Annotated in this window: 16 protein-coding genes, 1 tRNA gene and 1 pseudogene; 8 read left to right on the top strand and 10 right to left on the bottom strand. The window is 75.5% G+C overall.

Going from position 1 to position 24999, the window contains the following annotated elements; translation table 11 throughout:
• Window positions 1-373 (bottom strand): annotated as a pseudogene (locus ACH4SE_RS03850) (hypothetical protein); the annotation flags it as partial.
• Window positions 374-602: 229 nt separating this feature from the next.
• Here ACH4SE_RS03850 and ACH4SE_RS03845 point away from each other — a divergent pair.
• The gene (locus ACH4SE_RS03845; RefSeq protein WP_398541673.1) at window positions 603-1289 is read left to right on the top strand and encodes a hypothetical protein; all 687 of its coding nucleotides are present in this window, start codon (window positions 603-605) and stop codon (window positions 1287-1289) included.
• Between the two features lie 46 nt (window positions 1290-1335).
• Here the strand turns inward: ACH4SE_RS03845 and ACH4SE_RS03840 are convergent, their stop codons facing one another.
• Window positions 1336-4200 (bottom strand): right-handed parallel beta-helix repeat-containing protein, encoded by a 2865-nt coding sequence (locus ACH4SE_RS03840; protein ID WP_398541672.1) that lies wholly within the window; start codon window positions 4198-4200, stop codon window positions 1336-1338.
• Window positions 4201-4249: 49 nt separating this feature from the next.
• Window positions 4250-5038 carry a hypothetical protein gene (locus ACH4SE_RS03835; RefSeq protein WP_398541671.1) on the bottom strand — a complete coding sequence of 263 codons (789 nt, stop codon included), beginning with the start codon at window positions 5036-5038 and terminating at the stop codon, window positions 4250-4252.
• Between the two features lie 340 nt (window positions 5039-5378).
• Here ACH4SE_RS03835 and ACH4SE_RS03830 point away from each other — a divergent pair, with 340 nt between their 5' ends.
• Window positions 5379-6107: a LuxR C-terminal-related transcriptional regulator gene (locus ACH4SE_RS03830; protein ID WP_398541670.1), complete on the top strand. Its 729-nt coding sequence runs from the start codon at window positions 5379-5381 to the stop codon at window positions 6105-6107.
• Between the two features lie 62 nt (window positions 6108-6169).
• On the opposite strand, the gene ACH4SE_RS03825 is transcribed toward ACH4SE_RS03830, so the two are convergent.
• Window positions 6170-7576: an EsaB/YukD family protein gene (locus tag ACH4SE_RS03825; RefSeq protein ID WP_398541669.1), complete on the bottom strand. Its 1407-nt coding sequence runs from the start codon at window positions 7574-7576 to the stop codon at window positions 6170-6172.
• 172 nt (window positions 7577-7748) lie between these two features.
• Window positions 7749-8972, bottom strand: a complete 1224-nt coding sequence (locus ACH4SE_RS03820; RefSeq protein WP_398541668.1) for a hypothetical protein — start codon at window positions 8970-8972, stop codon at window positions 7749-7751.
• Window positions 8973-9324: 352 nt separating this feature from the next.
• Here ACH4SE_RS03820 and ACH4SE_RS03815 point away from each other — a divergent pair, with 352 nt between their 5' ends.
• Window positions 9325-9756 (top strand): WXG100 family type VII secretion target, encoded by a 432-nt coding sequence (locus tag ACH4SE_RS03815; RefSeq protein ID WP_398541667.1) that lies wholly within the window; start codon window positions 9325-9327, stop codon window positions 9754-9756.
• Window positions 9757-9767: 11 nt separating this feature from the next.
• Entirely contained in the window at window positions 9768-10091 is a 324-nt protein-coding gene (locus tag ACH4SE_RS03810; RefSeq protein ID WP_398541666.1) for a WXG100 family type VII secretion target, read from the top strand.
• A 174-nt stretch (window positions 10092-10265) separates the two neighbouring features.
• Here ACH4SE_RS03810 and ACH4SE_RS03805 read toward each other — a convergent pair.
• From ACH4SE_RS03805 to ACH4SE_RS03785, 5 genes are all read right to left on the bottom strand, one after another.
• Window positions 10266-10342, bottom strand: a tRNA-Thr gene (locus ACH4SE_RS03805).
• Between the two features lie 94 nt (window positions 10343-10436).
• Complete coding sequence (locus ACH4SE_RS03800; RefSeq protein WP_398541665.1) at window positions 10437-12059, bottom strand: alpha/beta hydrolase; 1623 nt, start codon at window positions 12057-12059, stop codon at window positions 10437-10439.
• 139 nt (window positions 12060-12198) lie between these two features.
• Window positions 12199-13218 (bottom strand): hypothetical protein, encoded by a 1020-nt coding sequence (locus tag ACH4SE_RS03795; RefSeq protein WP_398541664.1) that lies wholly within the window; start codon window positions 13216-13218, stop codon window positions 12199-12201.
• A gap of 780 nt (window positions 13219-13998) precedes the next feature.
• Complete coding sequence (locus tag ACH4SE_RS03790; RefSeq protein WP_398541663.1) at window positions 13999-15192, bottom strand: DNA polymerase III subunit delta'; 1194 nt, start codon at window positions 15190-15192, stop codon at window positions 13999-14001.
• 760 nt (window positions 15193-15952) lie between these two features.
• Entirely contained in the window at window positions 15953-18241 is a 2289-nt protein-coding gene (locus ACH4SE_RS03785; RefSeq protein ID WP_398541662.1) for an asparagine synthase-related protein, read from the bottom strand.
• A gap of 1213 nt (window positions 18242-19454) precedes the next feature.
• Here ACH4SE_RS03785 and ACH4SE_RS03780 point away from each other — a divergent pair.
• From ACH4SE_RS03780 to ACH4SE_RS03765, 4 genes are all read left to right on the top strand, one after another.
• A complete protein-coding gene (locus ACH4SE_RS03780) occupies window positions 19455-20870 on the top strand; it encodes an MFS transporter (RefSeq protein ID WP_398541661.1) in 1416 nt (471 codons plus the stop codon).
• A gap of 377 nt (window positions 20871-21247) precedes the next feature.
• On the top strand, window positions 21248-22477 hold the full coding sequence (gene lhgO, locus ACH4SE_RS03775) for an L-2-hydroxyglutarate oxidase (protein ID WP_398541660.1): 1230 nt from the start codon (window positions 21248-21250) through the stop codon (window positions 22475-22477).
• 168 nt (window positions 22478-22645) lie between these two features.
• Complete coding sequence (gene trmB, locus ACH4SE_RS03770) at window positions 22646-23476, top strand: tRNA (guanosine(46)-N7)-methyltransferase TrmB (RefSeq protein WP_398541659.1); 831 nt, start codon at window positions 22646-22648, stop codon at window positions 23474-23476.
• Between the two features lie 81 nt (window positions 23477-23557).
• Window positions 23558-24940, top strand: coding sequence for a PrsW family intramembrane metalloprotease (locus ACH4SE_RS03765; protein WP_398541658.1), 1383 nt, complete (start codon window positions 23558-23560; stop codon window positions 24938-24940).
• The last annotated feature ends 59 nt before the right edge of the window (window positions 24941-24999 follow it).

The following is a 24999-nucleotide window of genomic DNA, read 5'->3' as shown; positions in this document are numbered from 1 at the left end:
CACCCCACAGCACCTTGCCGTCGACCGTGCGCTCCACCAGGAACCGGTCGCCCACGATCTTGCCGTGCTCGACATGACCGGACGCCGTGACCAGGACGGTCCTGTCCTCCGACAGGAACGACCCGTCGTCCCCGACCGTCCCCCACACCGTGTGACCGTCGATCACATGCGTGGCGCCATGCGGAAGAAACGTCCCGTCCGGCGCCGTCAGCCCGTGCTCGACCTTGCCCTTCGCGTCGACGTAGACCGTGCCGTCGTCGGAGAAGAAGGAGCCGTCCGGCTGTCGCGTCCCGGACACCTGGTGGCCGTCGACGGTCATCTGCTCGTGAACGGCCGCTGAGGAACCGGTGTCTCCCGGTGGCGGTGTCGTCACGTCGCGGCTCCACTCTCCTTCTCCAGGCTTCCCTCACACCGTACGGAGCGGTGCGCGGAGACCGGAAGGCCCACTTCGGGGTGAGCGGGGGCGTCCAGGAACGGGGACATCGCCATCGCGCCGGCGGGCGGCGAGGATAAGGGTGGTCCGTAGTGCGGCCGGCGAACCCCCGTGCTCAGCCGGGAGGTTCACGGCCCCGTACGTCGAACAGAGAGCGGGTGCGCAGCCGGTGTCCTCCGACTCGGGTCACGTCAAGCCGATCAAGTCCAAATACCAGGCGAAGCCCTGGCAGCCGACGGTGGACTCGTCGGACCACACCCAGAGCGCGGCCGGCAAGGACTACACCGACGTATACGGCGGCAAGGTCAACACCGCGAGCGGCGACTCCGGCAAGGGCGACGGCCGGCACGAGAAGAGCGGCAATGAGCCGCACCTCAGCATGGCCTACACGACGGCGCCGGACATCGTCGCGACCGGGTCGAAGGCCGCGGACAGCGACAAGGTCCTCGGCATGGAGGCCGGCCGTTTCAGCATCCAGCTGTCCGCGCTCGTCAGCGCCGAGCAGACCTGCCTCAACGCGACCTCCTCGATGGTCACCGGCTACGGCACCCTGAAGGAGGCGGTCGACAAGGCGGCCGCCGACGACAACTACTTCGGGCAGCAGACCGGGCAGCGGGTGGCGAACACGTCCCCTTCGGGCCAACCCGGCTACTACGGCGGCCACTGGGTGGCCGACGAGGCCGACTCGGAGTCGGTGGAGTTCGCCGCCACGATCATCCCGCAGATGAAGAACCTGCTGAACACCATCGGCAACGTCATCGAGGCGTGCGGCCAGTTCAACGCGCTGCTCAACAACGCCGGCCAGTCCTACGCCTCGATGGACCTCAACTCCGCGTTCAAGGACGCGGGCACCTGAACGGTACGCCGCTAGGTGCATTGACCCGCAGCGTTGTTGACGCGGGTCAATACACCTGGCCCGCCTCCGCCCCGCCGGAGGGGCCCGGAGCACCTGAAACGGCGGGCGCACCCGGCAGGTCCTCCGGCAGGAGCGTCACCAGGTCCTCCGTGGTCGGCGCGGCCATGTCGACCACCCGCCGCGCGTGGTTCTCCGTCATCCGCTGGAAGGTCTGCCGGGCGGTGCGGCCGTTGCCGAACCGGTCGTCGCGGACCATCGCGCCGAAGTGGCCGAGCAGCGCCTCGCGCGTGCGGTCGGGCAGCTGGTACTCGTGGTGGCCCGCCTGCCACTCGACGATGCGCACCAGCTCCGCGTCCCGGTAGTCCTCGAACATGAGGGTGCGGCTGAACCGCGAGGCCAGGCCCGGGTTGACGCCGACGAAGCGCTCCATCTCGTCCGGGTAGCCGGCCACGATGACGACGATGTTGTCGCGGTGGTCCTCCATGAGCTTCACGAGCGTGGCGATGGCCTCCCGGCCGAAGTCCGCGCCCTGGCCGCCGGGCGTGAGCGCGTACGCCTCGTCGATGAACAGCACGCCGCCGAGGGCCTGCCGGAACACCGCGGTGGTCTTGGGCGCCGTGTGGCCGACGTACTCGCCGACCAGCGAGCCGCGGTCCGCCTCGACCAGGTGCCCGCGGGAGAGCAGGCCGACCGCGGCGAGGATCCGGCCGTAGAGGCGGGCCACGGTCGTCTTGCCGGTGCCGCTGTTCCCGGCGAAGACCAGGTGCCGGCTGAGCGGCGGGGACGCCAGGCCGGCCTCGGTGCGCTGCCGGACCATCTGCATCACCTTGACCATGGTGCTGACGTCCTGCTTGACCCCGTCCAGGCCGACCAGGCCCTCCAACTCCGCAAGCGCGAGGGCGAGTTCTTCGGCCCCGCCGTCCTTCCCTTCGCCGTCCCCGTCGCTGCCGCCGTCGCCCCCGTCCGGTGCGACCCCGGCGGCCTCCGCGCCCTTGGCCCCGGCGCCCGCAGGGACCGGCAGCGGCGCCCCGGGCCCGGCCGCACCGGCACCCGCTGGACCTTTCGAACCCTCCGGCCCCTCCGGCCCCTCGGCACCCTCGGGGAACTCCCCCGTCCGGACGTCCCTGACCCGGCATCCGACGAACCGCGCGGCGGCGCCCTCGGCGCACTCCACGGCCTCCTCCGTGTCGTGGACGAGGCAGCCGCGCAGCAGCGGGGCCGCGCCCGCGCCCACGTAGACGGCGGGGAAACCGGCGTCGCTGATGTCGCAGTCCTCGAAGCGGCCCCGGCCGCCGTCCGCGACGTACACGCCGTTCTTGGCGGTTCCGGTGACGGACAGCCCCCGCACCCGGGGCGCCGCGCCCTCCCGCACGACCAGCCCGGTGCCGCGCGTGCCGGCCACGGAGCAGTCGACGAGCCAGGGTTCGGCGCGCTCCCGCACGTAGACGCCCGCGCCGCCGGTGTCGCGGATCTGGGAGCCCACGACGAGCGCGGCCGTGCCCGCGGCCACGTCGAGCCCGATACCGGAGCAGCCCTCGACGCGGCAGTCCTCGACGAGCGGGCGGTGCGCGGTGGCCAGGGCGATGCCGGTGGCGGCCTTGGTGATCCGGCAGCGCCGGGCCGCCAGGTCGGCCCCGTCGACGCACAGCCCGGCCAGGCCGACGTCCTCGATGACGGTGTCCTCGACGGTGACGACCGCGTCCTCGACGCCGTGCACCCCGTGCTCCGGGGTGCCGCGCAGTTCGCATCCGTGCAGCGCGAGCCGGCTGGTGCCGCCGGCGTGCGCGGCCGTGTAGGCGGCCTCGCCGACGACGGTCGCGTGCAGCTCCAGCCGGGCGCTGTCCGCCGCGTACACGCCGTTGGCCCCCGCCCGGTGGACGGCGCCGCGGCGGACCTCGACGTGCGCGGCGCCGCCGGCCGCCAGGCCGGTGTCCCCGGTGTCGCTGATCGCCGTGGCCTCCAGCCGCAGCCGCGCGTCGCCGGCGGCGACGACGCCGGCCGCCCCCGCCTGGGCGATCCGGCAGTCCACCAGCGTGGCCACGGCCTGGCCGGTCACGTGCACACCGTCGGTGGCCGTGTCGGAGATGCGGCAGCCGCGCAGCACCACACCGGACGCGCCGCCCCCCGCGTCCTCGCCGGGGGCGGCCGCGGCCGCGCCGGTGGGCCGCCCCGGCCGCGCGCCGCCGTCGGCGGGCTCCGGGCCGCGGCCGGAGGCCCCGGCCCGGCCGGTGACGAGGACTCCGGCGGCGGCGCTGCGCGTGATCCGGCAGTCCGTCAGCCGCGGCAGCGCGGTGGCGTCGACGGCCACGGCAGCGACGCCCGTGCGGCTCACCTCGCAGTCCTCGGCGACGGCGCGCGAGGAACCGGTGAAGCGCAGCCCGTGGCCGCCGGTCCCGGCGACGGTGACCTGCCGCAGGACGGGGGCGGCCCCGTGGTCGACGAAGACGCCGGCCGAGGCGATGTCGGTGATCTCGGTCCGCTCGATCAGGGCGGTGCTGTCGCCGCCCAGGTGGAGTCCGACCTCGCCGGTGTGGTGCACCCGGCAGTCGCGCACCACGGGGCTCGCCGTGCCGGTGACGCTCAGCGGGCCGCCGGTGATCTCGCACCCCTCGATCACGACGTCGCCGGCGGTGACGGACACCGCCGGCTCGCCCTGCGGGTGCTCGATCACCAGGTCGCGTACGGTGCCGCCGGCGCCGTGCACGGTGAGGGCGGGCCCGTTGCCACCGATCAGCCGCACCGTGCCCGGGCCCTTCTCGGCGACCAGGCTGACGCCGCGGTCCAGGACGACGCTGCCGGTGTACGTGCCGGGCTGGACGGAGACGACCGCGCCCGGCTCGGCGGCCCGCACCGCCGCCGTGACGGTACGGTGCCCGCCCCAGCCGCGCGGGCCCACCCGCAGCGTCTTCACCGCCGCCCCCGGGTGCCGCGGCCGGGGAAGCCGCCGGCTCCGGAGGTGCTCATACGGCGTGGCAGGTGATCCGCACCTGCGCGGCGGCGACGTGCGCGTCCTTCGCCGCGCCGCCGTCGCGGGCCCCGGCGTCGACCAGCTTGACCGTCACCACGCCGGTCCTGACCTTGAAGGGGCTGCCGGTGACCCAGCGGCCGTGCTGGCCGACCTGGTCGACGCGGTAGCCGCCGAGCGGCGCCCCGGTGGTGCCGTAGCCGTCGTCCGTCTGGAAGTAGTAGTAGTACGCCGGGTCGCCGCCCACCGCGGTCCGCGCGCCCTCCGGCACGTAGGTGGACAGGGTGCAGGAGGCACTGGTGTACGTCGCCCCGAAGTCGAACCGCCACAGCGCGAAACGGTCCTGGTCGTAGGACGCCGGCTGCCCGGAGACCGGCAGGGACAGGTAACTGCCGGTGCAACTGCCGCCGCTGTAACCGCCCTTGGCCGACGTGGACCAGCCGGTCGTCTGGTCGCTGTTGGTCCCGGTGTAGTAGCCGTACGCCGTGAAGCCGCTCGTGGCGTCGGAGGCGCAGCCGGGGCCGGCCACCGCTGTCCAGTCCTTGCCGGCCTGGGGCGCGCCGGCCGCGCGGGAGGCGGGCGTGGCCAGGGGTTTGACGTCGCCCGGCGACGCCGCCACCCGGCCGCCGCCCAGCGCGCCCTTCAGCAGGGCGGCCAGGCCCACGGCGACGACCACCGCGAAGCCGATGGCGAGCACCCGGGCACCCGAATGGGCCGGCCGGGCGTCGGGCCGCACCGCGCGGTCGAAGGCGGAGGCGAATCCCCGCCAGTCCTCGTCGTTCATACGCAGCCTGCACTCCTCATGAACTGGTGGTTCCGCCGGTCAGGAACGCCAGAACGCCCTTTTCCCGTACGTGTGCGGGCAACTCCACCCGCCGGCCGTCCCCGCCCCGTTGTCACGCCCCGCGAACCCGGGGAGCGCGGGCGGTCCGCAACCGAATGCCGGTCAGAAACGTGTATTTCACCGGCGGTCCCGTGACGGCCGCCACCGGCAAACCCTGTCGGCCTACACATGCTGGAAACACAACTGCCTTTGCAGCCGGTATTATTGACCCGCCACAACGCGGCTGACCCTTCGAAATATTTCGTGGTCCGCGCAGTGGAGAGAGAACGGCAGGAGCCCGATGCCACGGATTTTGCGCGTTGCCATCGTCGAACAGCACACCCTTGTGCGGCGCGGGCTGATGAGCCTGCTGTCCGCGAGCCCCCGGATCCGCGTGGCCACCTCCGTGGCCGGGCCCGGCGACTTGGCCGGTGCGCTCGCCGCGGCCACGCCCGCCGAACCGGCCGGCGCCGCACCGCAACTGGACGTCGTCGTGCTCGGCCTGTCCGCGCGGTCCGACGAGGCCCACGACACGGTCGTCGAGGAGGCACGCGGACTCGGCCGGGTCCTGGTCGTCGCCGACTTCACCGACGGCCGGCCGGTCGCCGCCGCACTGCGGGCCGGGGCCCACGGATGCGTCGGCCGCATGTCCGCGGAGGACGAACTGCTCGGCGCCGTCGACACGGTGGCGCGCGGCGGCATCCACGTCGACCCGGCGCTCGCCGGCCACCTCCACGCGGAACTGCGGCAGCCCTGGGCGGCGGACCCGCCCGCGCTCGCCCGCCGCGAGATCGAGACACTGCGCTGGCTGGCCGCCGGCCTGACGCACCGCCAGATCGCCCGCCGGATGGCCCTGACCGAGGCCACGGTCAGCACCTACGTCAAGCGGATCAGGAACAAGCTGGGCGTCGGCAACAAGGCCGAGCTGACCCGCAAGGCCTTCGAACTCGGCCTGCTCCCCGGCCCGGAGGAGCAGCGCCCGGCCGCCGACCCGAGCCCCGGGGGCGTACGCAAACCCGCCGCCGCCTGACCGGTGACCCGGGCCGTACGCAGAACCGCCGCCCGGCCGCAGGTGGCCGCGGAACAGGCCGCTCACAGATGCCGGCCGAGATCGAGGACGGCCCCGAAGACGCCGAACGTGGCGACGGCCAGGGCGATTCCGCCCGCGCCCAGGAGCGAGGCGGCACTGGTCGGCCAGCCGTGCCGGGCGCGCTCCAGCGGGCCCGACCCGCGCATCAGGTTGCGGAAGCCGTACACGAGCAGGCCCGCGGCGACCAGGCACGCCGCACCGGGCGCCGTCCATCCGTTCCAGCCCAGCCGCCCGGCGCCGAGCACCAGCACCATGCACAGGCCGGCGGCGCCCGCGGCGCCCACCGCCACCACCTCCGCGGCCAGCCGCCCTCCCCCGGCACGCAGCAGCAGCGCGACGCCCAGGCACGCCGCCAGCCCCACGCCGTAGCGGGACGGCGAGGCCGCCAGGGCGACCAGCGCGGCGGCCGCGACCGCGGTGAGGAACCACGTCCAGGCCACCAGCAGCGTGCGGGCCGCGGCGACCGCGAGGGCCACCCGGTCCTCGCCCTCGTTCTCCGACCCGGCCGGCCGGCGGTCCGCCTCCCGCCGGAAGACGTGGCCCACGACGCCGCTCGCGGTCTGCGCGCTGAAGGTGAGCAGCACGAACGCGCACACGGCCGCCACGGCGGCGGCCTGGGTGCCGTCGGCGCCCACGAGGGCCAGCAGCGTGCCGGCCCCCGCGACGACCGCGGCGGCGGCGAGGACCGCGCAGGTCACCACGCCGAACGCGGCGACGTAGGCGATCAGCGCGCCGATCAGGGCGCCCACGGCGAGCGCTCCCAGGACGAACCCGCCGCGGGTCAGCTCCCCGCCGGGGCCCTCCGCGCCGGGCGCCCACTCGGCCGCCGCCGCGATCCCGGCGCCGAGGGCCAGCAGCGGCACCGCGGCGAGCGCGAAGGCCTCACGCAGCCGCCACGGCAGCGGCCACCGCCGCTCGCTCGCCACCCACGCCAGTGCCGGCAGCACGAGTCCGGCCGTCACGGTGAGGTCGCCGACGACCCTGTGGGCCATCCGCCCGCAGAGCAGCGCCACCACCAGCACGGCCAGCAGCCAGCACATCCCGGCGGCGGCGACCGACACCACGCGGGTGCGGGCGGTCCAGCCGCGTTCCAGCACTCCCCCGGCGACCTCGGTGACCCGCTCGGCCACGTCGTGCACGACGGGCTCGTCGAACTCGTGCGCCGTCACGTCGCGCAGGTAGAGCACCTGGCCGTCCACGACGCCCGCCTGCACCAGGGAGCGTTCGGGGGCGAACGGCTCCTCGGCGGCGACGGCCAGCGACCACGCGGCGGGCATCACGTCGGCCTGCGGCTGGCCGCACATCCGGACCAGGGACTCGACGTAGGTGATGATCGGCGCGTCGGCGGGTACGGCCAGGTCGACCTGGCGCCGTTCGCCGACGACGGTGATCCGGCAGTGCTCGTCCACGGGAGGATGTCCTTGGGGTTCCGCAATGGGGCTCGGCCCATTGTCGAGGGGCGGACCGCGTGTCTCCCAGTACCCAGTTCTGGTGTCACCGCCGCCCCGGTCCGGGCCGTCCCACCGGGCGCCCCCCGGCGGCACGGACGGACGCCGGGGGCGCGCGGCGCGGCCGGGCGGATCACACCCTGAGCTCGACCGCCTCCATCCACGCGTCGTTGTGGTGGGTGCCGGCGTAGGTGAAGGTGAATCCCTGGTTGACCGTGTCGCACTGCAGGTCGAGCCAGCCGTCGTCGCTCACGTAGCCGGACTGGCAGACGGCCATGTCGCCCTTGTCGACGTTGATCGTGAACCCCAGCATGAACGGGGCGTTCTTCGCGGTGCTGCCGACGTAGTTGTCGACGCCGTCCGCGGCGTTCGACCACGCGGAGACGAAGTGCCCCTCGCCGTTGGTCGACGCGGGGTCGTGGACGTAGGCCGCGCCGGACGTGCCCTTGGTCCCGGCCACGGCGATGTTCACAGCCCTGACCGGCGCGCCGCCCACCGTGCCCGCCACGTTGCCGTCGCAGGCGACGGCGCTCCAGCCGTGGGCCGCCGTGTAGACCCGGTAGCAGATGTGCCGCCCGCTCGGATCCTCCACGGCCAGTTGCTGGACGGTCGTCGCCGCGGTCGCCGCCGGGGCCTTGGCGTTCTTCACCACGGAGTCACCGGTGCCCGCGGCGCGCTGCTGCGCCGGCGAGAGCGGGGCGGCGGGCGCGGCCGCGGTGGCCTGCCGCGACGGGGACGGCTTCTTCGTCGCGCTCTTCGGCGCCGCGCTCGTCGGGCGCGCCGCGGGCAGCGACGCCTGGACGGTCTGCCGGGGCGCGACGGGGCCGGTGTCGGCGGTGTCGGCGGTGTCGGCCAGGTTCTTCTTCCCGGACGGCGTGCCGTGGCCGTGGACCTGGACGGCCACGGCCGTACCGAGGCCGACCAGCAGCACCGCGACGGCGGCCAGGACGGCGGTCGTGGACACGCTCCGGCGCCGCCGGGGCTCCGCCGGGCCGTCGGCGGCGAGCGCCTCCTCCTCCGGCTCGTCCGGATCGGCGCCCGGCGGGACGGTGCCCCCACCGGAAGGCGACGGGGCCGCGCCCGACGGGCCGGTGCTCGACCCGGGGCTCGACGAGGCGGCGCCCGACCGGGCGGCCCACTGGCCGCGCCGCAGCGAGCCGCGAGCCGGGACGCCGGCCGAACCGCTCGCCGAAGCGCTTGCCGAACCGCTTGCCGAACCGCTTCCGGAGCCCGCCGCGGAGGCCTCCTCCGGGTCCGGCTCGGGCGAGGCTTCCCCGGCCGATCCGGGCACCTTCGGATCACGCAGTTCCGGCTCGGCGGGGACGTCCCCCGACGGCCGTTCCGTTGTCCCACCCATGTGCCAACCCCTCCCTCAGGCGCGGTGTTTCGCGCACGTGTCGATGAACGGCGTTCACCGCCGTACCGTATGCTCGCCGCCCATCGGATGCGTGTGCCCCTGGCCGGAACGGAAGGGGAAGCGCTGACGAACAGGCCGAAAAGCGGGGAGAGTTGTACCCTAACTCCACCCCGATCCGGAAGCCGTTTCGTTCGTTTAGGTGCACCAACCACCGGTCTGGGACCGGTAATTACCCGCCGAATATCCGGAACTGGTTTCCCGGCAGCGACGTCGTTGGCAGAGTGGCCACCGACGGCGAGGCCCCCGGGATGCCGACGCACGGCATGTCGCCAACACAACCTGGTGGTGAGCTATGACACCTCCGCCCCAACCCGCAGGGGACGCAGGACCCGTTTTCTACAAGAGCGTCAAACCGGACGCGACGGGCGGTGGCTTCGCCACCGTCGGGGGCGTCAACTACGCGGTCACCCCCGAGTACCTGGCCCAGGCGCGCACGGACACCCTCAACACCGCCCAGCGCATCGAAGAGCAGCTGGGCCAGCTCAAGTCCTACGTCCAGGAGCTGGAGAGCGCCTGGGGCGGTGTGGCCCGGGACACCTTCCTCGTCCTGATGCAGGACTACGACATCTACGCGCGCATGCTGCACGACGCGCTGACGGACATCGCCTCCGGCCTCCAGGGCACGTACGCCAACTACATCAACTCCGAGGCGCAGAACATCAACAACCTCCGCGCCCTCCACGAGGACCTCCCCACCCCGCCCACCGGCACGAACTTCGACTAGAGGAGCCCCAGATGGCCGACCCGTCCTCCATCGGCAGCGCCCGGATCAAGGTCGACGACTCCCTGAGCGCGGCCGGCACCACCATCAACGGCATGGCCGCGACCATCGCCGAGGAGCTGCACGCCCTCAAGGGCCGCCTCGCCCCCCTGGAGCAGGAGTGGCTCCAGAGCAGCGCCGCCACGTACTACCAGGACATGATGAACGAGTGGGACCTCGCCGCGGACGGCCTCCTCGGCCCCCAGGGCGTCCTGGGCCGCATCGCCCACGCGATGCACGTCAACTGGGGCAACTACGCCGACGCCGAGTGGTCCAACGTGAGCACCTGGAAGCACTGAACACGCGGCCCGCGCCGGCCCCGCACCACTCGGAGCGGCCCGGCACCCGGCAGGACGAGGCGCGGCCGAGTGCTCCGGGAGCTCCCGGGGGACTTTCCGGCCGTCCCGGGGGAGCCGCGGCGCGGGAAGGAAAAGCAAAACCCCAGGTCACGGGCTATGTGACCTGGGGTTTCGTGGAGCCGCCTTCGGGATTCGAACCCGAGACCTACGCATTACGAGTGCGTTGCTCTGGCCAACTGAGCTAAGGCGGCGTGCTGCGCGCGTAGTGCCAAGATTGGCAGGCGCAGCGGGAGAAAGTCTACAGGGTTCCGGGGGGTGGTCCCGACCGGGTGGCGGCGGGGCTGGTCAGGTGCACTTCTTGTGGGCGGGGGGGACGGTGCCGGAGAGGAGGTAGGCGTTGACGGCGCTGTCGATGCAGGTGGAGCCGCGGGCGTAGGCGGTGTGGCCGTCGCCGTCGTAGGTGAGGAGGGTGCCGGAGGTGAGCTGGGAGGCGAGGGACCGGGCCCAGGCGTAGGGGGTGGCCGGGTCGCGGAGGGTCCCGACGACGAGGATCGGGGCGGCGCCCTTCGCGGGGATGCGTTCGGGGTGGCCGGTGGCGTGCAGGGGCCAGTATCCGCAGACCAGGGAGGACCAGGCCAGGGCGGTGCCGAAGTGCGGGGAGGCGGCGCGGAAGGAGGCCACCGCCTTGTCGACGTCGGCCGGGGAGCGGAAGGCCGGGGGGAGGTCGAGGCAGTTCACGGCGGCGTTGGCGTACATCAGATTGCTGTACTTGCCGTTGTCGTCGCGCTCGTAATAGCTGTCGGAGAGCTTCAGGAGCGGTGCGCCGTCGCCCTTGTTCGCGCTGATCAGGGCGCCGCGCAGGGAGGGCCACGCCTCCTGGTCGTACATCGCCGCGATCACACCGGTGGTGCCGAGCGCCTCGGTGAGGGGGCGGGGGGTGCCGGTGGGGAGCGGGTGCCTGTCGAGGGCGGCGAAGAGGGCGTCGATGCGCTTGCCGGCGTCGGCGGTGGAGGTGTGTCCGAGGGGGCAGTCGGAGCGCTTGACGCAGTCGCGGGCGAAGGCGCCGAAGGCCGTCTCGAAGCCGCCGGCCTGGGCGCGGCTGCTCTCCAGGGCGTCCACGGACGGGTCCATGGCGCCGTCGAGGACGAGCCGGCCGACGCGCTGCGGGAAGAGGCCGGCGTAGGTGGCACCGAGGAAGGTGCCGTACGACTTGCCCACGTAATTCAGCCTGGCGTCGCCGAGCAGTTGCCGCAGGACGTCCATGTCGCGCGCGGAGTCGACGGTGGAGACGTGGCCGAGCAGCGTGGCGGACATCTTCTTGCAGCCGCCGGCGAAGGCGCGGTCGGCGGTGGCGAGCTTGCCCTGCTCGGCGGCGTCGTCGGGGGTGGTGTCGACGGCCGTGTAGGCGTCCATCTGCTGGTCGGTCAGGCATTTGACCGGCTCGCTGCGGGCTACCCCGCGCGGGTCGACGGCCGCCATGTCGTAGCGGGCGGTGACGGCGGCGGGGTAGCCGAGCGCCGCGTACTGCATGTAGTCGATCGCCGAGCCGCCCGGACCGCCGGGGTTGACCAGGAGCGAGCCGAGCCGCTTGCCGGGGCCGGTGGCCTTCTTGCGGGCGACGGCCAGCTCCAGGTCGGTCGTGGCGGAGGGGTGTGCGTAGTCCAGCGGCACGCGCATCGTGGCGCAGTCGAAGTCCGGGACACCGCAGGAGTGCCAGGCGAGCTTCTGCCGGTAGTACGGCTTCAGGTTCGCGGGCGTCGCGGCCGGCAGGGGGCTGAGCGTCGCTTCCGTCGCGGGCTGCGCCGTGGCGCCGGGAGCCGGCGCGGCCGTGTCCCGCACCGGGAAGGACGCCGAGGCGGAGGCGGAGGCCGGGTGGCCGCCGTCCGTGCACGCCGAGCATGTGGACAGCAGCAGCCCGGCCACCGCGAGAGCGGCGGCCGGGAGGCGGAGCGGGCGCGTGAGATGCATCGGCGGCTCAAGTCCTCCTGTCGGATGAATGCGAGCGTAGCGGGCGTCCGTCGCAGCCGCGCCCCGAGACGCCCCCCTTACGGGTGGATACGGACTTTGGCGCGGTTTGCACGATTGCGCGCCGGTGCGGCGGGGGTGATCAGCGGGCGCGGGCCGAGGGCGCTGCGGAAGCGGACGGGGCCGGCACGGCGGCGGGTCCGTCCAGCTTCTCCGTGAGGTAGCCGGCGATCCGGGCGAAGAGCTCGCGGCTGACCGGCACGCCGCCGACCAGGCGTACGTCGTCGGCCCGGCGCGGGTGGAGGGCTGCGCGCAGCCGCCGGGCGGCGGCCTGGCCCGCGGCGTCGCCGGGAGCCGAGGCGAGCAGCAGGGAAGGCGGGTCGCTGCGGAGCGCGGACCGCGCCGGGGAGGAGGCGGCCAGGGGTGGGTACAGACCGGAGACACCGGCGGCGGCGCCATAGCGGCCGGTGGGGGCGAGCGCCGCGTTCACGGCGCAGGGAGCCCCGGCACCGACGCCGATGACGCCCGTGGCACCGCGCCCCGGCAGGACGCGGAAGCGCCGCCCCGCCGCGGCGAGGGCGGCGCCCGCACGGCCGCAGTCCGCGGGGAGGACCAGGACGAAGGAGTCGGCGAGCCCGCTCCGGGCGGCGAGGGCGAAGCCCGCGAACAGCTCGGCCTCGCGCCCCGCCGGCAGGTGGGCGACGGCGACGGGGAAGGCGACGCGTACGCCCCGCCGCGAGGCGTACCACGGCGGCAGCCACACCCGCGTGCCGTCCGCCAGCTCGTCGAGCGTCCCGCCGGCCGGATACCCGAGCGTGCGCACCGCGGGCGGCGGCGGCGCGGGCTGGGGGGTACGCGCCGGCACCTCGGGCAGGGCCGCGGGTGTACCGGACGCCTTGCCGCCGTCCGCGCTCACACGGGCCGTGCCCCCGCCCCCGGCCGCACCACCCCCGCCCCCGAGCAGCGGAAGGGCCAGCACTCCGGCCACGAGCGCGGCCGCCGCAGCAGCCCCGGCACGCATCACGGTGCCGCCGCGGTCGACGGGCAGCTCGTACGGCCGCCCCGTCCGCTCCGCCGCCCAGTGCCGCACCGCCCGGCACCCGAGCAGCACGGCCGCCGCCCCGGCCGCTACGACCAGCACGGACCACACGACGTCAGCCACGGCAACCCCCTCGGGACGGCGCCCCCCGCGGGGACACGGCAGGCAGGCAGCACACCACTGCCTGCACCTTGCAACGCCCACCGCCCGACCCCCGGCTGCCGTCACGCACTCCGCCCCGCGATCACCCGAACGCCGCACACCAGGGGCGGCAGGTGGACGCCGCGGCCACCCCGGGCGGCATGCGTCCGCCGAGCAGGAAGGTCTCCCCGGAGGCCACGCCCGTCAGGCCCCCCCGCGCGCCCGCAACCCCCGGTCCGCAGGCGGCAGACGGCAGACGGCAAGGGGCCGACGGCCTACGGGCCACCCGGTCACCCACCCACCGGCCAACGGGCCACCAGCCCACCGACCGACCAGCCCACCAGCAACCGGCCACCGGCCCACCAGCCCACCAGCAACCGGCCACCGGCCACCGGCCGACCAGCCCACCAGCCCACCGACCACCCCCCGACCACCAGCCACCGGCTGCAGCCGCCACTCCGGCCTGAGGGGGACGATCCGGGGGTGCCCCCGCAGGAATGCGCACCGACTCCGTCGCGGACACGTATGACGCCGGACGCGCATTCCGAGGAGGTACCCCCGGAGTGGCCCCCGACCCCGCCCCGCACCAAGTGCGCGATGCCCCGCCGGGCACACCAGGGGCGCGGGGAACGGCGCGACCAGCCCCCACCGGCAGCAACCGGCAACCGGCCGACCAGGCCACCGGCCACCGGCCACCGGCCACCGGCCACCGACCACTCAGCCCACCAGCCCGCCTGGGGCTCAAGCAGCCCGCCCGGGGGCTCAACCGGCTCGCAGGGCGAGGGTCATGGCCTCGACGGCGAGGAGAGGGGCGACGTTGCGGTCGAGGGCCTCGCGGCAGGCGAGGACCGCCTCGATACGGCGCAGGCTCTGCTCCGGGCGGGAGTCGGCGGCGAGGCGGCGGATGCCCTCGGCGACCTCGATGTTGGCGATGCGCTCGTCCGAGCCGAGCTGGACGGCGAGGACGTCGCGGTAGAAGCCGGCGAGATCGGTGAGGGCGAGGTCGAGGGTGTCGCGCTGGGTGCGGGTGGAACGGCGCTTCTGCCGGTCGGCCAGGTCCTTCATCACACCGGCCGTACCCCGCGGCATCCGCCCGCCGGTCCCGGCCGCCGCCCCGAGGGCGGCCCGCAGCTCCTCGGTCTCCTTGGCGTCGACCTCCTCGGCGACGGTCTTGGCGTCCTCCGCCGCCGCGTCGACGAGCTCCTGCGCCGCCCGCAGGCACCCGCCGATGTCGCCGATCCGCTGCGGCAGCCGCAGCACGGCCGCCCGCCGCTCGCGGGCCGCCTCGTCGGTGGCCAGCCGCCGGGCGCGGTCGATGTGCCCCTGCGTCGCCCGGGCGACCTGCGCGGCCAGCACCGGGTCGATGCCGTCGCGCCGGGTCAGGACGTCCGCGACCGCCTCGGCGGACGGCGTCCGCAGCGTCAGCAGCCGGCAGCGCGAGCGGATGGTGGGCAGCGCGTCCTCGACGGAGGGCGCACACAGCAGCCACACCGTGCGGGGCGCCGGCTCCTCGACGGCCTTGAGCAGTACGTTGCCCGCGCCCTCGGTGAGCCGGTCGGCGTCCTCCAGGACGATGACCTGCCAGCGGCCGCCCGCCGGGGACATCGACGCCCGCCGCACCAGGTCACGGGTGTCCTTGACGCCGATCGAGAGCAGGTCCGTACGGACGGACTCCACGTCCGCGTGCGTACCGATCAGCGCGGTGTGGCAGCCCTCGCAGAAGCCGCAGCCGGGCGCGCCGCCCAGCGCCCGGTCCGGGCTCACGCACTGCAGTGCGGCGGCGAACGCGCGCGCGGCGGTCGCCCGCCCCGCACCGGGCGGCCCTGTGAAGAGCCACGCGTGCGTCATCCGCGACCCCACCGCCCCCGACGTGACGACGGCGTCGGCATCCGCCGCGGCCGCGGCCAGCTCGGCCACGACATGCGGCTGCCCGACCACGTCGTCCCACACCGTCACCGCGCACTCCTCTCACCGATGCCGCCCATTCTGCGCCATCCCTCCGACACCCCGGCGCCCGGAACGGCACCCCCCGCCCGGCCGCAGCCGCCACTCCGGCCTGAGGGGGACGATCCGGGGGTGCCCCCGCAGGAATGCGCACCGACTCCGTCGCGGACACGTATGACGCCGGACGCGCATTCCGAGGAGGTACCCCCGGAGTGGCACCCGACCCCGCCCCGCACCAAGTGCGCGATGCCCCGCCGGGCACACCAGGGGCGCGGGGAACGGCGCGACCAGCCCCCACCGGCAGCAGGTCGCACGCCACACCGCAAGCCGCACCCCACAGCGCACCCCCACCCACCCCACGCGGCAGCGCACCGCACCGCCCCGCACCAGGTCCGCGATGCCCCGCCGGGCACACCAGGGGCGCGGGGAACGGCGCGACCAGCCCCCACCGGCACCAGGTCGCACGCCACACCGCAAGCCGCACCCCCCACCCACCCCACGCAGCAGCGCACCGCACCCCCCACCCACGCGGCACCCCCCGCCGCACCCCCGAACCGCCACCCGCGCGGCAGCGCAAAACGCACCCGGCACACCCGCCCACGCCCACCCCGCGCGGCAGCGCAGAACGCACCCGGCACCCCCGAACCGCCCACCCGCGCGGCAGCGCACAACGCACCCGGCAACCCGCCCACGCCCACCCCGCGCGGCAGCGCAAAACGCGCCCGGCACCCCCGAACCGCCCACCCCGCGCGGCAGCGCAAAGCGCACCCCCCTACAGCGACAGCCGCTGCACCCCACCCGCCACCGCCCGCCGCGCAGGCGAGTCCGTGCCGGTCCAGCACGACCCCCTCCGTGCCAGCAGCCTGCGCAGCCACAGCTCGACGGCCACGATGTCGCCGAGCCCCTCCAGGGGTGCCCCGGACATCGCGGCGGCGCGCAGCGCTCCCCGGATCACGCGGGCGTCGACCAGGCCGGCGTCGGCGAGCAGCGGCGCCTGGAAGAGGTCGACCAGCGGGTCGACGGCGGCGCGCATCCCGGCGCGGGCGGCGGCGGCCGCGGAGGCGGAGGAGTGGGAGGCGGCGCCCCAGCCGGCGGGCAGCGCCCGTACGCCGGCGCTGCCCAGCACGTCGCGGAGGATCTCCGCGCGGGCCCCGGGGCGTACCCGGAGCGCGCCGGGGAGCGCGCGTGCCGCCCGTACCACGGCGTTGTCGAGGAAGGGCGCGTGGAGCCGCTGGCTGGGGACGGCGGCTGCCTGCTCCAGGACGCGGAAGTCGGCGGCGTGCCGGGCGAGGACGGCGCGGGCGCGCCGCTCGCCGGGGCGTTCGATGGGCCAGGGGCGCCGGGCGGCGTCCTGGAGCCGTACGGAGACCTCGGCGAGCGCTTCGCCGGTGAGCCAGCGGGCGGCGGGCCCGGGCCGTACCCAGGCCATGGCGGCGAGCGACGCGCCGATGGGCCCGTCGGCGGGGCCGCCGTCGGCGGCGCCGTTGCCCGCGGCGTAGCGCAGCAGGAGCGCGGCCGCGTCGGTGACGCCCTGCTGGTAGGGGGTGCGGGCGAGCCGCCGGGCGGCGCGGTAGACGGTGATCGGCACGGTGAAGGGCAGGAGCACGGCGGGGCCGCCGGCCGTGGCGCCGCCCGCGCGGGTGAGGGCGGCGACGGGCCGTACGAGGTGGCGGCGGCGGCGGTCCATGAGCAGGTCGGCGAGCCGCGCGGGGTGCGCGTCGAGCACCTGCCGGGCGCCGAGCCCGATGAGGTGGTCGGCGCCGCCCGCGGAGAGCCGCCGCCGGTGGCGTTCGGCGACGACGAGGGAGGGCCCGGGCTCGTCGGTGAGCGGGACGGTCGGCCGGGTGCCGGTGAGGTCGGCGTACGGGAGCGCCTCCTCGCCGCCGGCGACGACGACGTGCCGCAGCCGCGGGTCGGCGGCGAGTTCGCCGGCCCGGGCCATCTCGCTCTCGCGCAGCGCGAGTCCGCCGGAGGTGAGGTCGTTGAAGGTGACGGCGAGGAGCCGCTCGCCGGCGGCGGTCCCGGGCGCGCCGGGCAGCATGCCGGGCATGCCGGGCAGCCCGGCGGCGAGCAGGGCGAGGGTCGCGGAGGCGGAGCCGCCGGAGAGGTCGGCGCCGATGCCGGGGGCGGGCGCGTCCGCGAGCCGGCCGTCGGGGCCGGGGGCGTCCCCGGCGAGGGCGGCCTCCGGCACGTACCGCGCCTGTGTGAGCCGGGCCTTCACCGATTCGACGAGCGCGTCGCGTATGGCGGCGATGGCGGCGTCCGCGTCGGCGGCGGTGGCGGGCTGGTGGCCGACGGCGAGGGAGGCGGTGGGCTCGTAGCCGGTGATCTCGGGGGCGCCGTCGCGCAGGGTGAGGGCGTGGCCGGGCGGGACGCGCCGCACGCCGAGGTAGGGGGTGCCGTCGCCGAGCGCCTCGGGTGCGTCGGGGCAGGCGAGCAGCGCGGCGAGGTGGGTGACGTCGAGTCCGGCCTCGACGAGGTCGGCGAGCGGGAGGGCGGCGGTGGCGTAGGCGGTGCCGCGCGCGAAGCGGGTGTGGAAGACCGGGCGGGCGCCGGCGAGGTCGCCCAGCACGGTGATGCGGCGGCCGAGTTGCAGGACGGCGGTGTAGCTGCCGGGCCACGCCGTGACGTGCCGCAGGGCGCCGCCGCGCGCGGCGACGAGCCCGAGCCGCAGTTCCGCGTCGCTGGCGGCGCAGCGCCCGAAGACCGCGAGCCGCGCGACGGCCTGGGTGCTGGTGCCGTTGACGCCGCGCCCGTTCGTGCGGGAGCCGCCGTCGTAGGGGTACGCGTCGCCGTACGCACCGGTGGCGCCGTACGAGCCGCTGGAGCCGTAGGAGCTGTACGAGGCGCCGTGGGACGCGGCGGAGCCGTACGCGCCGCCGCCCGTGCCCCCCGGGTCCGCGTGGACGACCCGGACCTCGTCGGGCCGCCAGTCACCCACCGCCCACAGCGGATCGGGCCCGTCCCACAGGAGTTGGGCGCCGACCGGCAGCAGTGTGCGCGCGCTCGCACCCGGAACGGGACCCGCGGTGGCACTGCTCCACCCCACCAACCACCGCATCGCCGCCTCCACAGGCTGTGGACAGCCGGGGCAGGATCCGACCCACCGCTGACTCGCGCGCGCCTCGCCCCGCCGTGCCGCCACGTCTGACGTCCGAAAGTCCATGCTGCCATGAGCACGCGCGCAAGGAGGCGCATGAGTGCTCCCGGGTGCGCCGGTTCGTGCGCCCTACACAGCCATGCGGCATATGCGCACCGCCGGGCGGCTCGCGAACGGGTCCGGGTGCCCCCGGGGCGGCCCCCGGGAGCACCTCGGCCACCGGGCAACCCGCGTACGTAATCGGGATGTTGCGGACAGCGACGGAATCCGGAACTTGCGGCTCAGGTGAAACGTCGCAATCGCGCCAACTTTTCGGACCGGGAACGGCACATGCCGGGCGGGATATGCCGCACGGCAGGGGGTCTTCCGCACGATCGTTTTCCGCCGCCGATCTTCGGCCGCGACACCGGCAGCCGCGCACCGGCGTGGCGCGCGCACGCCGGCGCACACCTCTGCTAGGAGACGGCGCCGGGCGCGGGCGCGGGGGGTGCGTCAAGGCCCCGCCGCGCCCGCGACGCCCGTGCCGCACACCGCGGTCCGTGCAGGCCCGAAGGGCGGGCGGGGCAGGCCGGGGGCGGCCTGCGCGGGATGGCGCCGGGGCACTCGGCACCCGGAACTCACGGCCCGGGAGACGGCTCAACGCCTCCCGGGCCGGTCCGCCACCCGCGGGGATTGTGGCGGCGGAACTCGCTGGCCCGCCGCACACACCGCCATAGCCGCCTGGCGGAAGCGCGGGCCGACCCACGGCTCCCCATGCAACAACCGCCGTTCGGCACGGCACAGAGCGCACGGCCGGGCGCACGGCCACATATACCGGGAGCACGCGCGGAGCGCCCGTGCGAACGCGCCCCCGGCCGGCTTCCCGGTGGCATCCGTCCGGCCGCCGGGGAGGGTCACGGGCGGCGCTTTCCGGACCAAATCCGCGTTCCGGTAAGGGGCTGGATTCGCGCCATCCGACCCGAGACCCTTAACGGTAGGGAGGCGGCGAACTACGCTGGGTGTATCCGGTTCGCACCCGTACGTGCGGCTCGGACAACCGGCTCAGGCACCGCGCTCGCCGCCAACAGGGCCCCGCGGTGGCTGAATCGGGCACCAGGGGAGGGTGACCCCCGCCACCCCGCCGACCCACCAGGCCCGCCGGCCTGCCCCCAGCGGCATCACGAGGTGAACCGCAGTGAACAGAGAACACCGCGGGCCGAACGAGAAACTCGGCGCCCTTCTCGGTCTCGCCGGAATAAGCAACGCCGGTCTCGCCCGCCGCGTCAACGACCTCGGCGCCCAGCGCGGCCTGACGCTGCGCTACGACAAGACGTCCGTCGCCCGCTGGGTCGCCAAGGGCATGGTGCCGCAGGGTGCCGCGCCGCACCTGATCGCCGCGGCCATCGCCGGCAAGCTCGGGCGGCCCGTACCGCTGCACGAGATAGGCCTCGCCGACGCCGATCCGGCCCCCGAGGTCGGCCTCGCCTTCCCGCGGGACGTCGGCGAGGCGGTGAAGTCGGCGACCGACCTGTGGAAGCTCGACCTGGCCGGCCGCCGCGGCCCCGGCAGCAACGGGATCTGGCAGAGCCTGGCCGGCTCCTTCGCCGTGAGCGCCTACGTCACGCCGGCCTCCCGCTGGCTCATCACCCCGGCCGACGCCACCGTCGCCCGCGACGCCCCGGCGCCCGGCACCGCGCACGTCGGCCACACCGACGTCGCCAAGCTCCGCGAGGCCGCCGAGGACGCCCGCCGCTGGGACTCCAAGTACGGCGGCGGCGACTGGCGGTCCGGCATGGTGCCGGAGTGCCTGCGCGTCGAGGCCGCGCCCCTGCTGCTGGGCTCCTACAGCGACGACGTCGGCCGCGCCCTGTTCGGCGCCACGGCCGAACTGACCCGTCTCGCGGGCTGGATGGCCTTCGACACCGGCCAGCAGGAAGCCGCCCAGCGCTACTACATCCAGGCGCTGCGGCTCGCCCGCGCCGCCGCCGACGTGCCGCTCGGCGGCTACGTCCTCGCCTCCATGTCCCTCCAGGCCACCTACCGCAACTTCGCCGACGAAGGCGTCGACCTCGCCCAGGCCGCCCTCGAACGCAACCGCGGGCTCGCCACCGCCCGCACCATGAGCTTCTTCCACCTCGTCGAAGCCCGCGCCCACGCCAAGGCCGGCGAGGCCGCGGCCTGCGGCGCCTCGCTCGCCGCCGCCGAAGCGCTCCTCGAACGCGCCCGCGAGGGCGACGCGGACCCGCACTGGCTGGGCTTCTACTCCTACGACCGGCTCGCCGCCGACGCCGCCGAGTGCTACCGCGACCTCGGCATCCCGCGGCAGGTCCAGCGCTTCACCGAACACGCGCTGGCCCGGCCCACGGAGGAGTTCATCCGCTCGCACGGGCTGCGGCTCGTCGTCTCCGCCGTCGCCGAGCTCGAATCCGGCAACCTCGACGCGGCCTGCGCGGTCGGGGCGAAGGCCGTCGAGGTCGCCGGGCGCATCTCCTCGGCCCGCACCACGGAATACGTCCGCGACCTGCTCCACCGCCTGGAGCCGTACGCGGACGAGCCGCGCGTGCTGGAACTCCGCGAACGCGCGCGGCCGCTCCTGGCCGCTCCCGCGTAGGGCCCCTGCGCGGGGTGCCGCCCTCCGCCAGGCGCGCGTCATGCGCTGCCGCGGGGGCGCGTTCCCGAGGGGGCGCGGGAAACGCGCGACCGGCCACGGCGGCGGGGGGGCGTCACCGGCCGAGGGGGCAGTCGCTGTCGTGTCCGGACCACCCGGCCGGTGGGATGTCGCGCGCACGGTTCCCCACGCCCCTGAAACCCCCCACCCGCCCCCTGAAACGCCCGCCCGGCGGCGCGACCGCGCCCTCCCCGGGGGCCGCGCCGCGCGACAGGAGCCCCCTCCGGCGGGCGGCTTGGCCCGCGATCCGTCGCGCAGCGCGTACGTTGATCACCAGCACCCCCACCGCATCCGGCAACGCAACCGCAGGGAGTGTCCCCTTGTCCCCGAGGAGCGCGGCTCACGGTGAGCCGTACGACGTGACGGTCGTCGGTGCCGGCGTCGTGGGCCTGTCCACCGCCTACGCCCTGACGCGCGCCGAGCCCGCCCTGCGGGTCGCCGTCGTCGAGAAGGAGGCCGGGCCGGGCCGGCACCAGACGGGGCGCAACAGCGGCGTCATCCACAGCGGCATCTACTACCCGCCCGGGTCGCTCAAGGCCCGTTACGCGCTCGCCGGAGCCGCCGAGACACCGCGTTTCTGCGCCGGCCACGGCATCCCGTACGAGATCACCGGCAAGCTCGTCGTCGCCACGGCGCAAGGTGAGCTGCCGAGGCTGCACGCCCTGGTCCAGCGCGGCCGCGAGCACGGGCTCGCCGTACGGGAGCTGGGCCCCGCGCAGATCGCGGACCTGGAGCCGGAGATCGCCGGGCTCGCCGCGATCCACGTCGCCTCCACCGGCATCTGCGACTTCGGCGGTGTCGCCGCCGCCCTCGCGGGGCTGGCCGCGGAGGCGGGCTGCGACCTGCGCTACGGGCTGCGCGTCACCGCGGTCGGCCGCACGGACGGCGGCGCCGTCACCCTCACCACGGCGCCGGACGGGCCGGTCCTCCGCACGAAGGTGCTGGTCAACTGCGCGGGCCTGTACAGCGACCGCCTCGCACGGCTGTCCGGCGACGACCCCGGGCTGCGCATCGTGCCCTTCCGCGGTGAGTTCTACGAGCTGGCGCCGGCCCGCCGCGGGCTCGTACGCGGCCTGGTCTACCCCGTACCCGACCCCGGCTTCCCCTTCCTGGGCGTGCACTTCACCCGGGACGTACGCGGCGGCGTCCACGTCGGCCCCAATGCCGTGCCCGCCCTCGCCCGGGAGGGCTACCGCCGGTGGACGGTGCGGCCGCGCGACCTCGCCGACACCGTCGGCTACCCCGGCGCCTGGCGGATCGCCCGACGCCACTGGCGGCAGGAGGCAGGCGAGCTGCGGCGCTCGCTGTCGAAGCGGGCCTTCACCGCCGACGCCCGCCGCCTGCTGCCCGCGCTGCGCCCCGGCGACCTGCGGCCCGCCCCCGCGGGCGTACGCGCCCAGGCCGTCCTGCCGGACGGGACACTCGTCGACGACTTCCGCTTCGCCGGCTCGCCGCCCTTCGTCCACGTGCTCAACGCGCCCTCCCCCGCCGCGACCGCCGCCCTGCCGATCGGCCGCGAGGTCGCCCGCCGCGCCCTCGCCGCCCTCTGACCCGCCCGGTCCCCCGCGCGCCGCCCCGCGCCGGGCCCGGGCCGTCCTCCGACCCGCACAGGCGCGCGGCCCCGGCCCCGGGGGTCCCGCCGGCTCCGTGCCGCCCTCGTCCCGGCGCTCTGACCAGCACCGGAGCTCCGGGCGTACTCCCGTAGAATCGGATCCATTGTGTCCACCTCATCCGCTGCCCCCCACGCCCCCGCGCCTGCCCCCCACGCCCCCGCCTCCCCCGCCACGGCGCCCGGAGGCGGTGCGCCGCGTCCGGCGGGCCGGATCGCGGCCCGCTTCCCGGACGGGCCCGCGGCCGATCCGGCCGGCTCGCGCGAGGAGCACCGCATCCGGTCCTTCCACGCGCGCCGCGGCCGTATCACCCAGGCGCAGGCCGCCGCGATCGACCGGCACTGGGACACGTGGGGCGTCGAGCTCGACGGCAGCCCCCTGGACCTCGCCGCCCTCTTCGGCTCCGCCGACCTGCCCGTCGTACTGGAGATCGGCTTCGGGATGGGCGACGCGACCGCGCAGATGGCTGCCGCCGACCCCGGCACCGGCATCCTCGCCGTCGACGTCCACACCCCCGGGCAGGGGAACCTCCTCGCCCTCGCCGACCGCGCCCGCCTGACGAACGTCCGGGTGGCCAACGGCGACGCGATCGTCCTGCTGCGCGACATGCTCGCGCCCGCCTCGCTGTCCGGGCTGCGCGTCTACTTCCCCGACCCCTGGCCCAAGGCCAAGCACCACAAGCGGCGGCTGATCCAGCCGTCCTTCCTCGCGCTCGTCACCCCGCTGCTGCGTCCCGGCGCGGTCGTGCACTGCGCGACGGACTGGGAGCCGTACGCCGAGCAGATGCTGGAGGTCCTCAGCGCCGCGCCGGGACTGGTCAACTCCCACCCGGCGGAAGGTTTCGCCCCGCGGCCGGACTTCCGGCCCATGACGAAGTTCGAGCGGCAGGGACTCGCGAAGGGCCACGTCGTGCGCGACCTCCTCTTCACGCGCGTCTGAGCCCGCCGGCTTCCGCGGCCCGGCGCCACGACCTGCCCGGTACCCTCGCGGAGCAGGGCGCCCGCCCCGTACTGTCGACGCGTGGCCACGTACTCGTACTCGTCCTCGCCGCCCGATCCGGAAATGCCGGGCGGCTCATCCGGCGAGCACACGTACGGGCCCGCGACGCCCCCGCCGCCCTCCGTGCACTACGCGCCGCGCAAGCCCTTCTGGGAGAGCCGGGCCGTACGCACCGGTGCGCTGTTCACCGCCCTCGCGGTGTGCGGGGTCGTCATCCTCGCGGTGGTGCGGCACCACATAGGGACCGAACCCTTCCTGGTGGGATCCACGCTCGCGGTACTGCCCGTGCCACTGCTGGTGTCGGGCTTCCTGTGGCTCGACCGGGCCGCGCCCAGCCCCTGGCAGAACGTCGTGTTCGCCTTCGCCTGGGGCTCGTGCGCCGCGACGCTGGTCGCCCTCTTCGCCAACGAGTACGGCGCCAAGCTCCTGGCGAACACCCTGTCCGCGACGCCCACGCAGTCCGACCGGTGGGGCGCCACGTTCGTCGCCCCGCTCGTCGAGGAGACGGCCAAGGGCGCCGCGATCCTGCTGCTCTACGCCTTCCGACGGCGCCACTTCGAATCGCTCCTCGACGGCATCGTGCTCGCCGGACTCGTCGCGACCGGCTTCGCCTTCACCGAGAACATCCTCTACCTCGGCACCGCCTTCGGCGAGGACAAGGCCGTGGGCGCAGGCATCCTCAGCTCCACCACCCTGGGCACCTTCATCGTCCGGGTGCTCATGACGCCCTTCGCGCACCCGCTCTTCACGTCGATGACCGGCCTCGGCTTCGCCATCGCCGCGACCAGCCGCGCCCGCAGCCCCCTGCGCTGGATCGCGCCCGTCGGCGGCTGGCTCGTCGCGATGGTGCTGCACGGCTCGTGGAACGGCTCCTCGCAGCTGTCCCCGGTGACCTTCCTGACCGTCTACGTGTCCGTCATGATCCCGGTCTTCGGCCTGCTCGTCGCCCTGACGTTCTGGGCCCGGGCGGCCCAGTTCCGCACCGTGCGCGAACACCTCGCCCCCTACGCGGCAGCCGGCTGGCTCGCCCCCCGCGAACCCGTCGCCCTGGCCTCCATGAGCATCCGCGGCGACGCCCGCGACCTGGCCCGCCGCCACCACGGCGACACCGGCGCCCGCGCCGTGCGCGACTACGCCGCCTACGCCACCCACCTGGCCTTCCTCCGCGCCGCCGCGGCCCGCGGCCGCAAGCCCGCCGACTACGCCGCCCGCGAGTCCGAACTCCTCCGCCACCTCTGGCACCACCGCCGCCTGGCCCAGCCCGCCCTCCTCCACTCCACCCCCCTCCCCTGGCCCCCACCCTTCCCGGCCCCCCGCCCCTCCACCCCATGGCCACCCCCGTACCCCCCGCCCCCTTACGCCGCCCCCACGCCGTACAAACCGCCGCAGGGATGGCAGGTGTAGGAGAACGGCCCCATGGATTGGGCACGCATGCGGGCCGTCGCGGAAGAACCGGCGAAGCA

Source organism: Streptomyces sp. NPDC020983 (genome assembly GCF_044333485.1).
Lineage (GTDB): Bacteria > Actinomycetota > Actinomycetes > Streptomycetales > Streptomycetaceae > Actinacidiphila.
The sequence above is the reverse complement of the archived record's forward strand: the minus strand, read 5'-3'. Positions and strand labels throughout refer to the sequence as shown.

Excerpts from the sequence above, each read along its gene's own strand:
- ACH4SE_RS03810 (WP_398541666.1), top strand. The coding sequence starts at position 9,768 with ATGGCCGACCCGTCCTCCATCGGCAGCGCCCGGATCAAGGTCGACGAC.
- ACH4SE_RS03830 (WP_398541670.1), top strand. The coding sequence starts at position 5,379 with ATGCCACGGATTTTGCGCGTTGCCATCGTCGAACAGCACACCCTTGTG.
- ACH4SE_RS03800 (WP_398541665.1), bottom strand. The coding sequence starts at position 12,059 with ATGCATCTCACGCGCCCGCTCCGCCTCCCGGCCGCCGCTCTCGCGGTG.
- ACH4SE_RS03815 (WP_398541667.1), top strand. The coding sequence starts at position 9,325 with ATGACACCTCCGCCCCAACCCGCAGGGGACGCAGGACCCGTTTTCTAC.
- ACH4SE_RS03785 (WP_398541662.1), bottom strand. The coding sequence starts at position 18,241 with ATGCGGTGGTTGGTGGGGTGGAGCAGTGCCACCGCGGGTCCCGTTCCG.
- ACH4SE_RS03835 (WP_398541671.1), bottom strand. The coding sequence starts at position 5,038 with ATGAACGACGAGGACTGGCGGGGATTCGCCTCCGCCTTCGACCGCGCG.
- ACH4SE_RS03820 (WP_398541668.1), bottom strand. The coding sequence starts at position 8,972 with ATGGGTGGGACAACGGAACGGCCGTCGGGGGACGTCCCCGCCGAGCCG.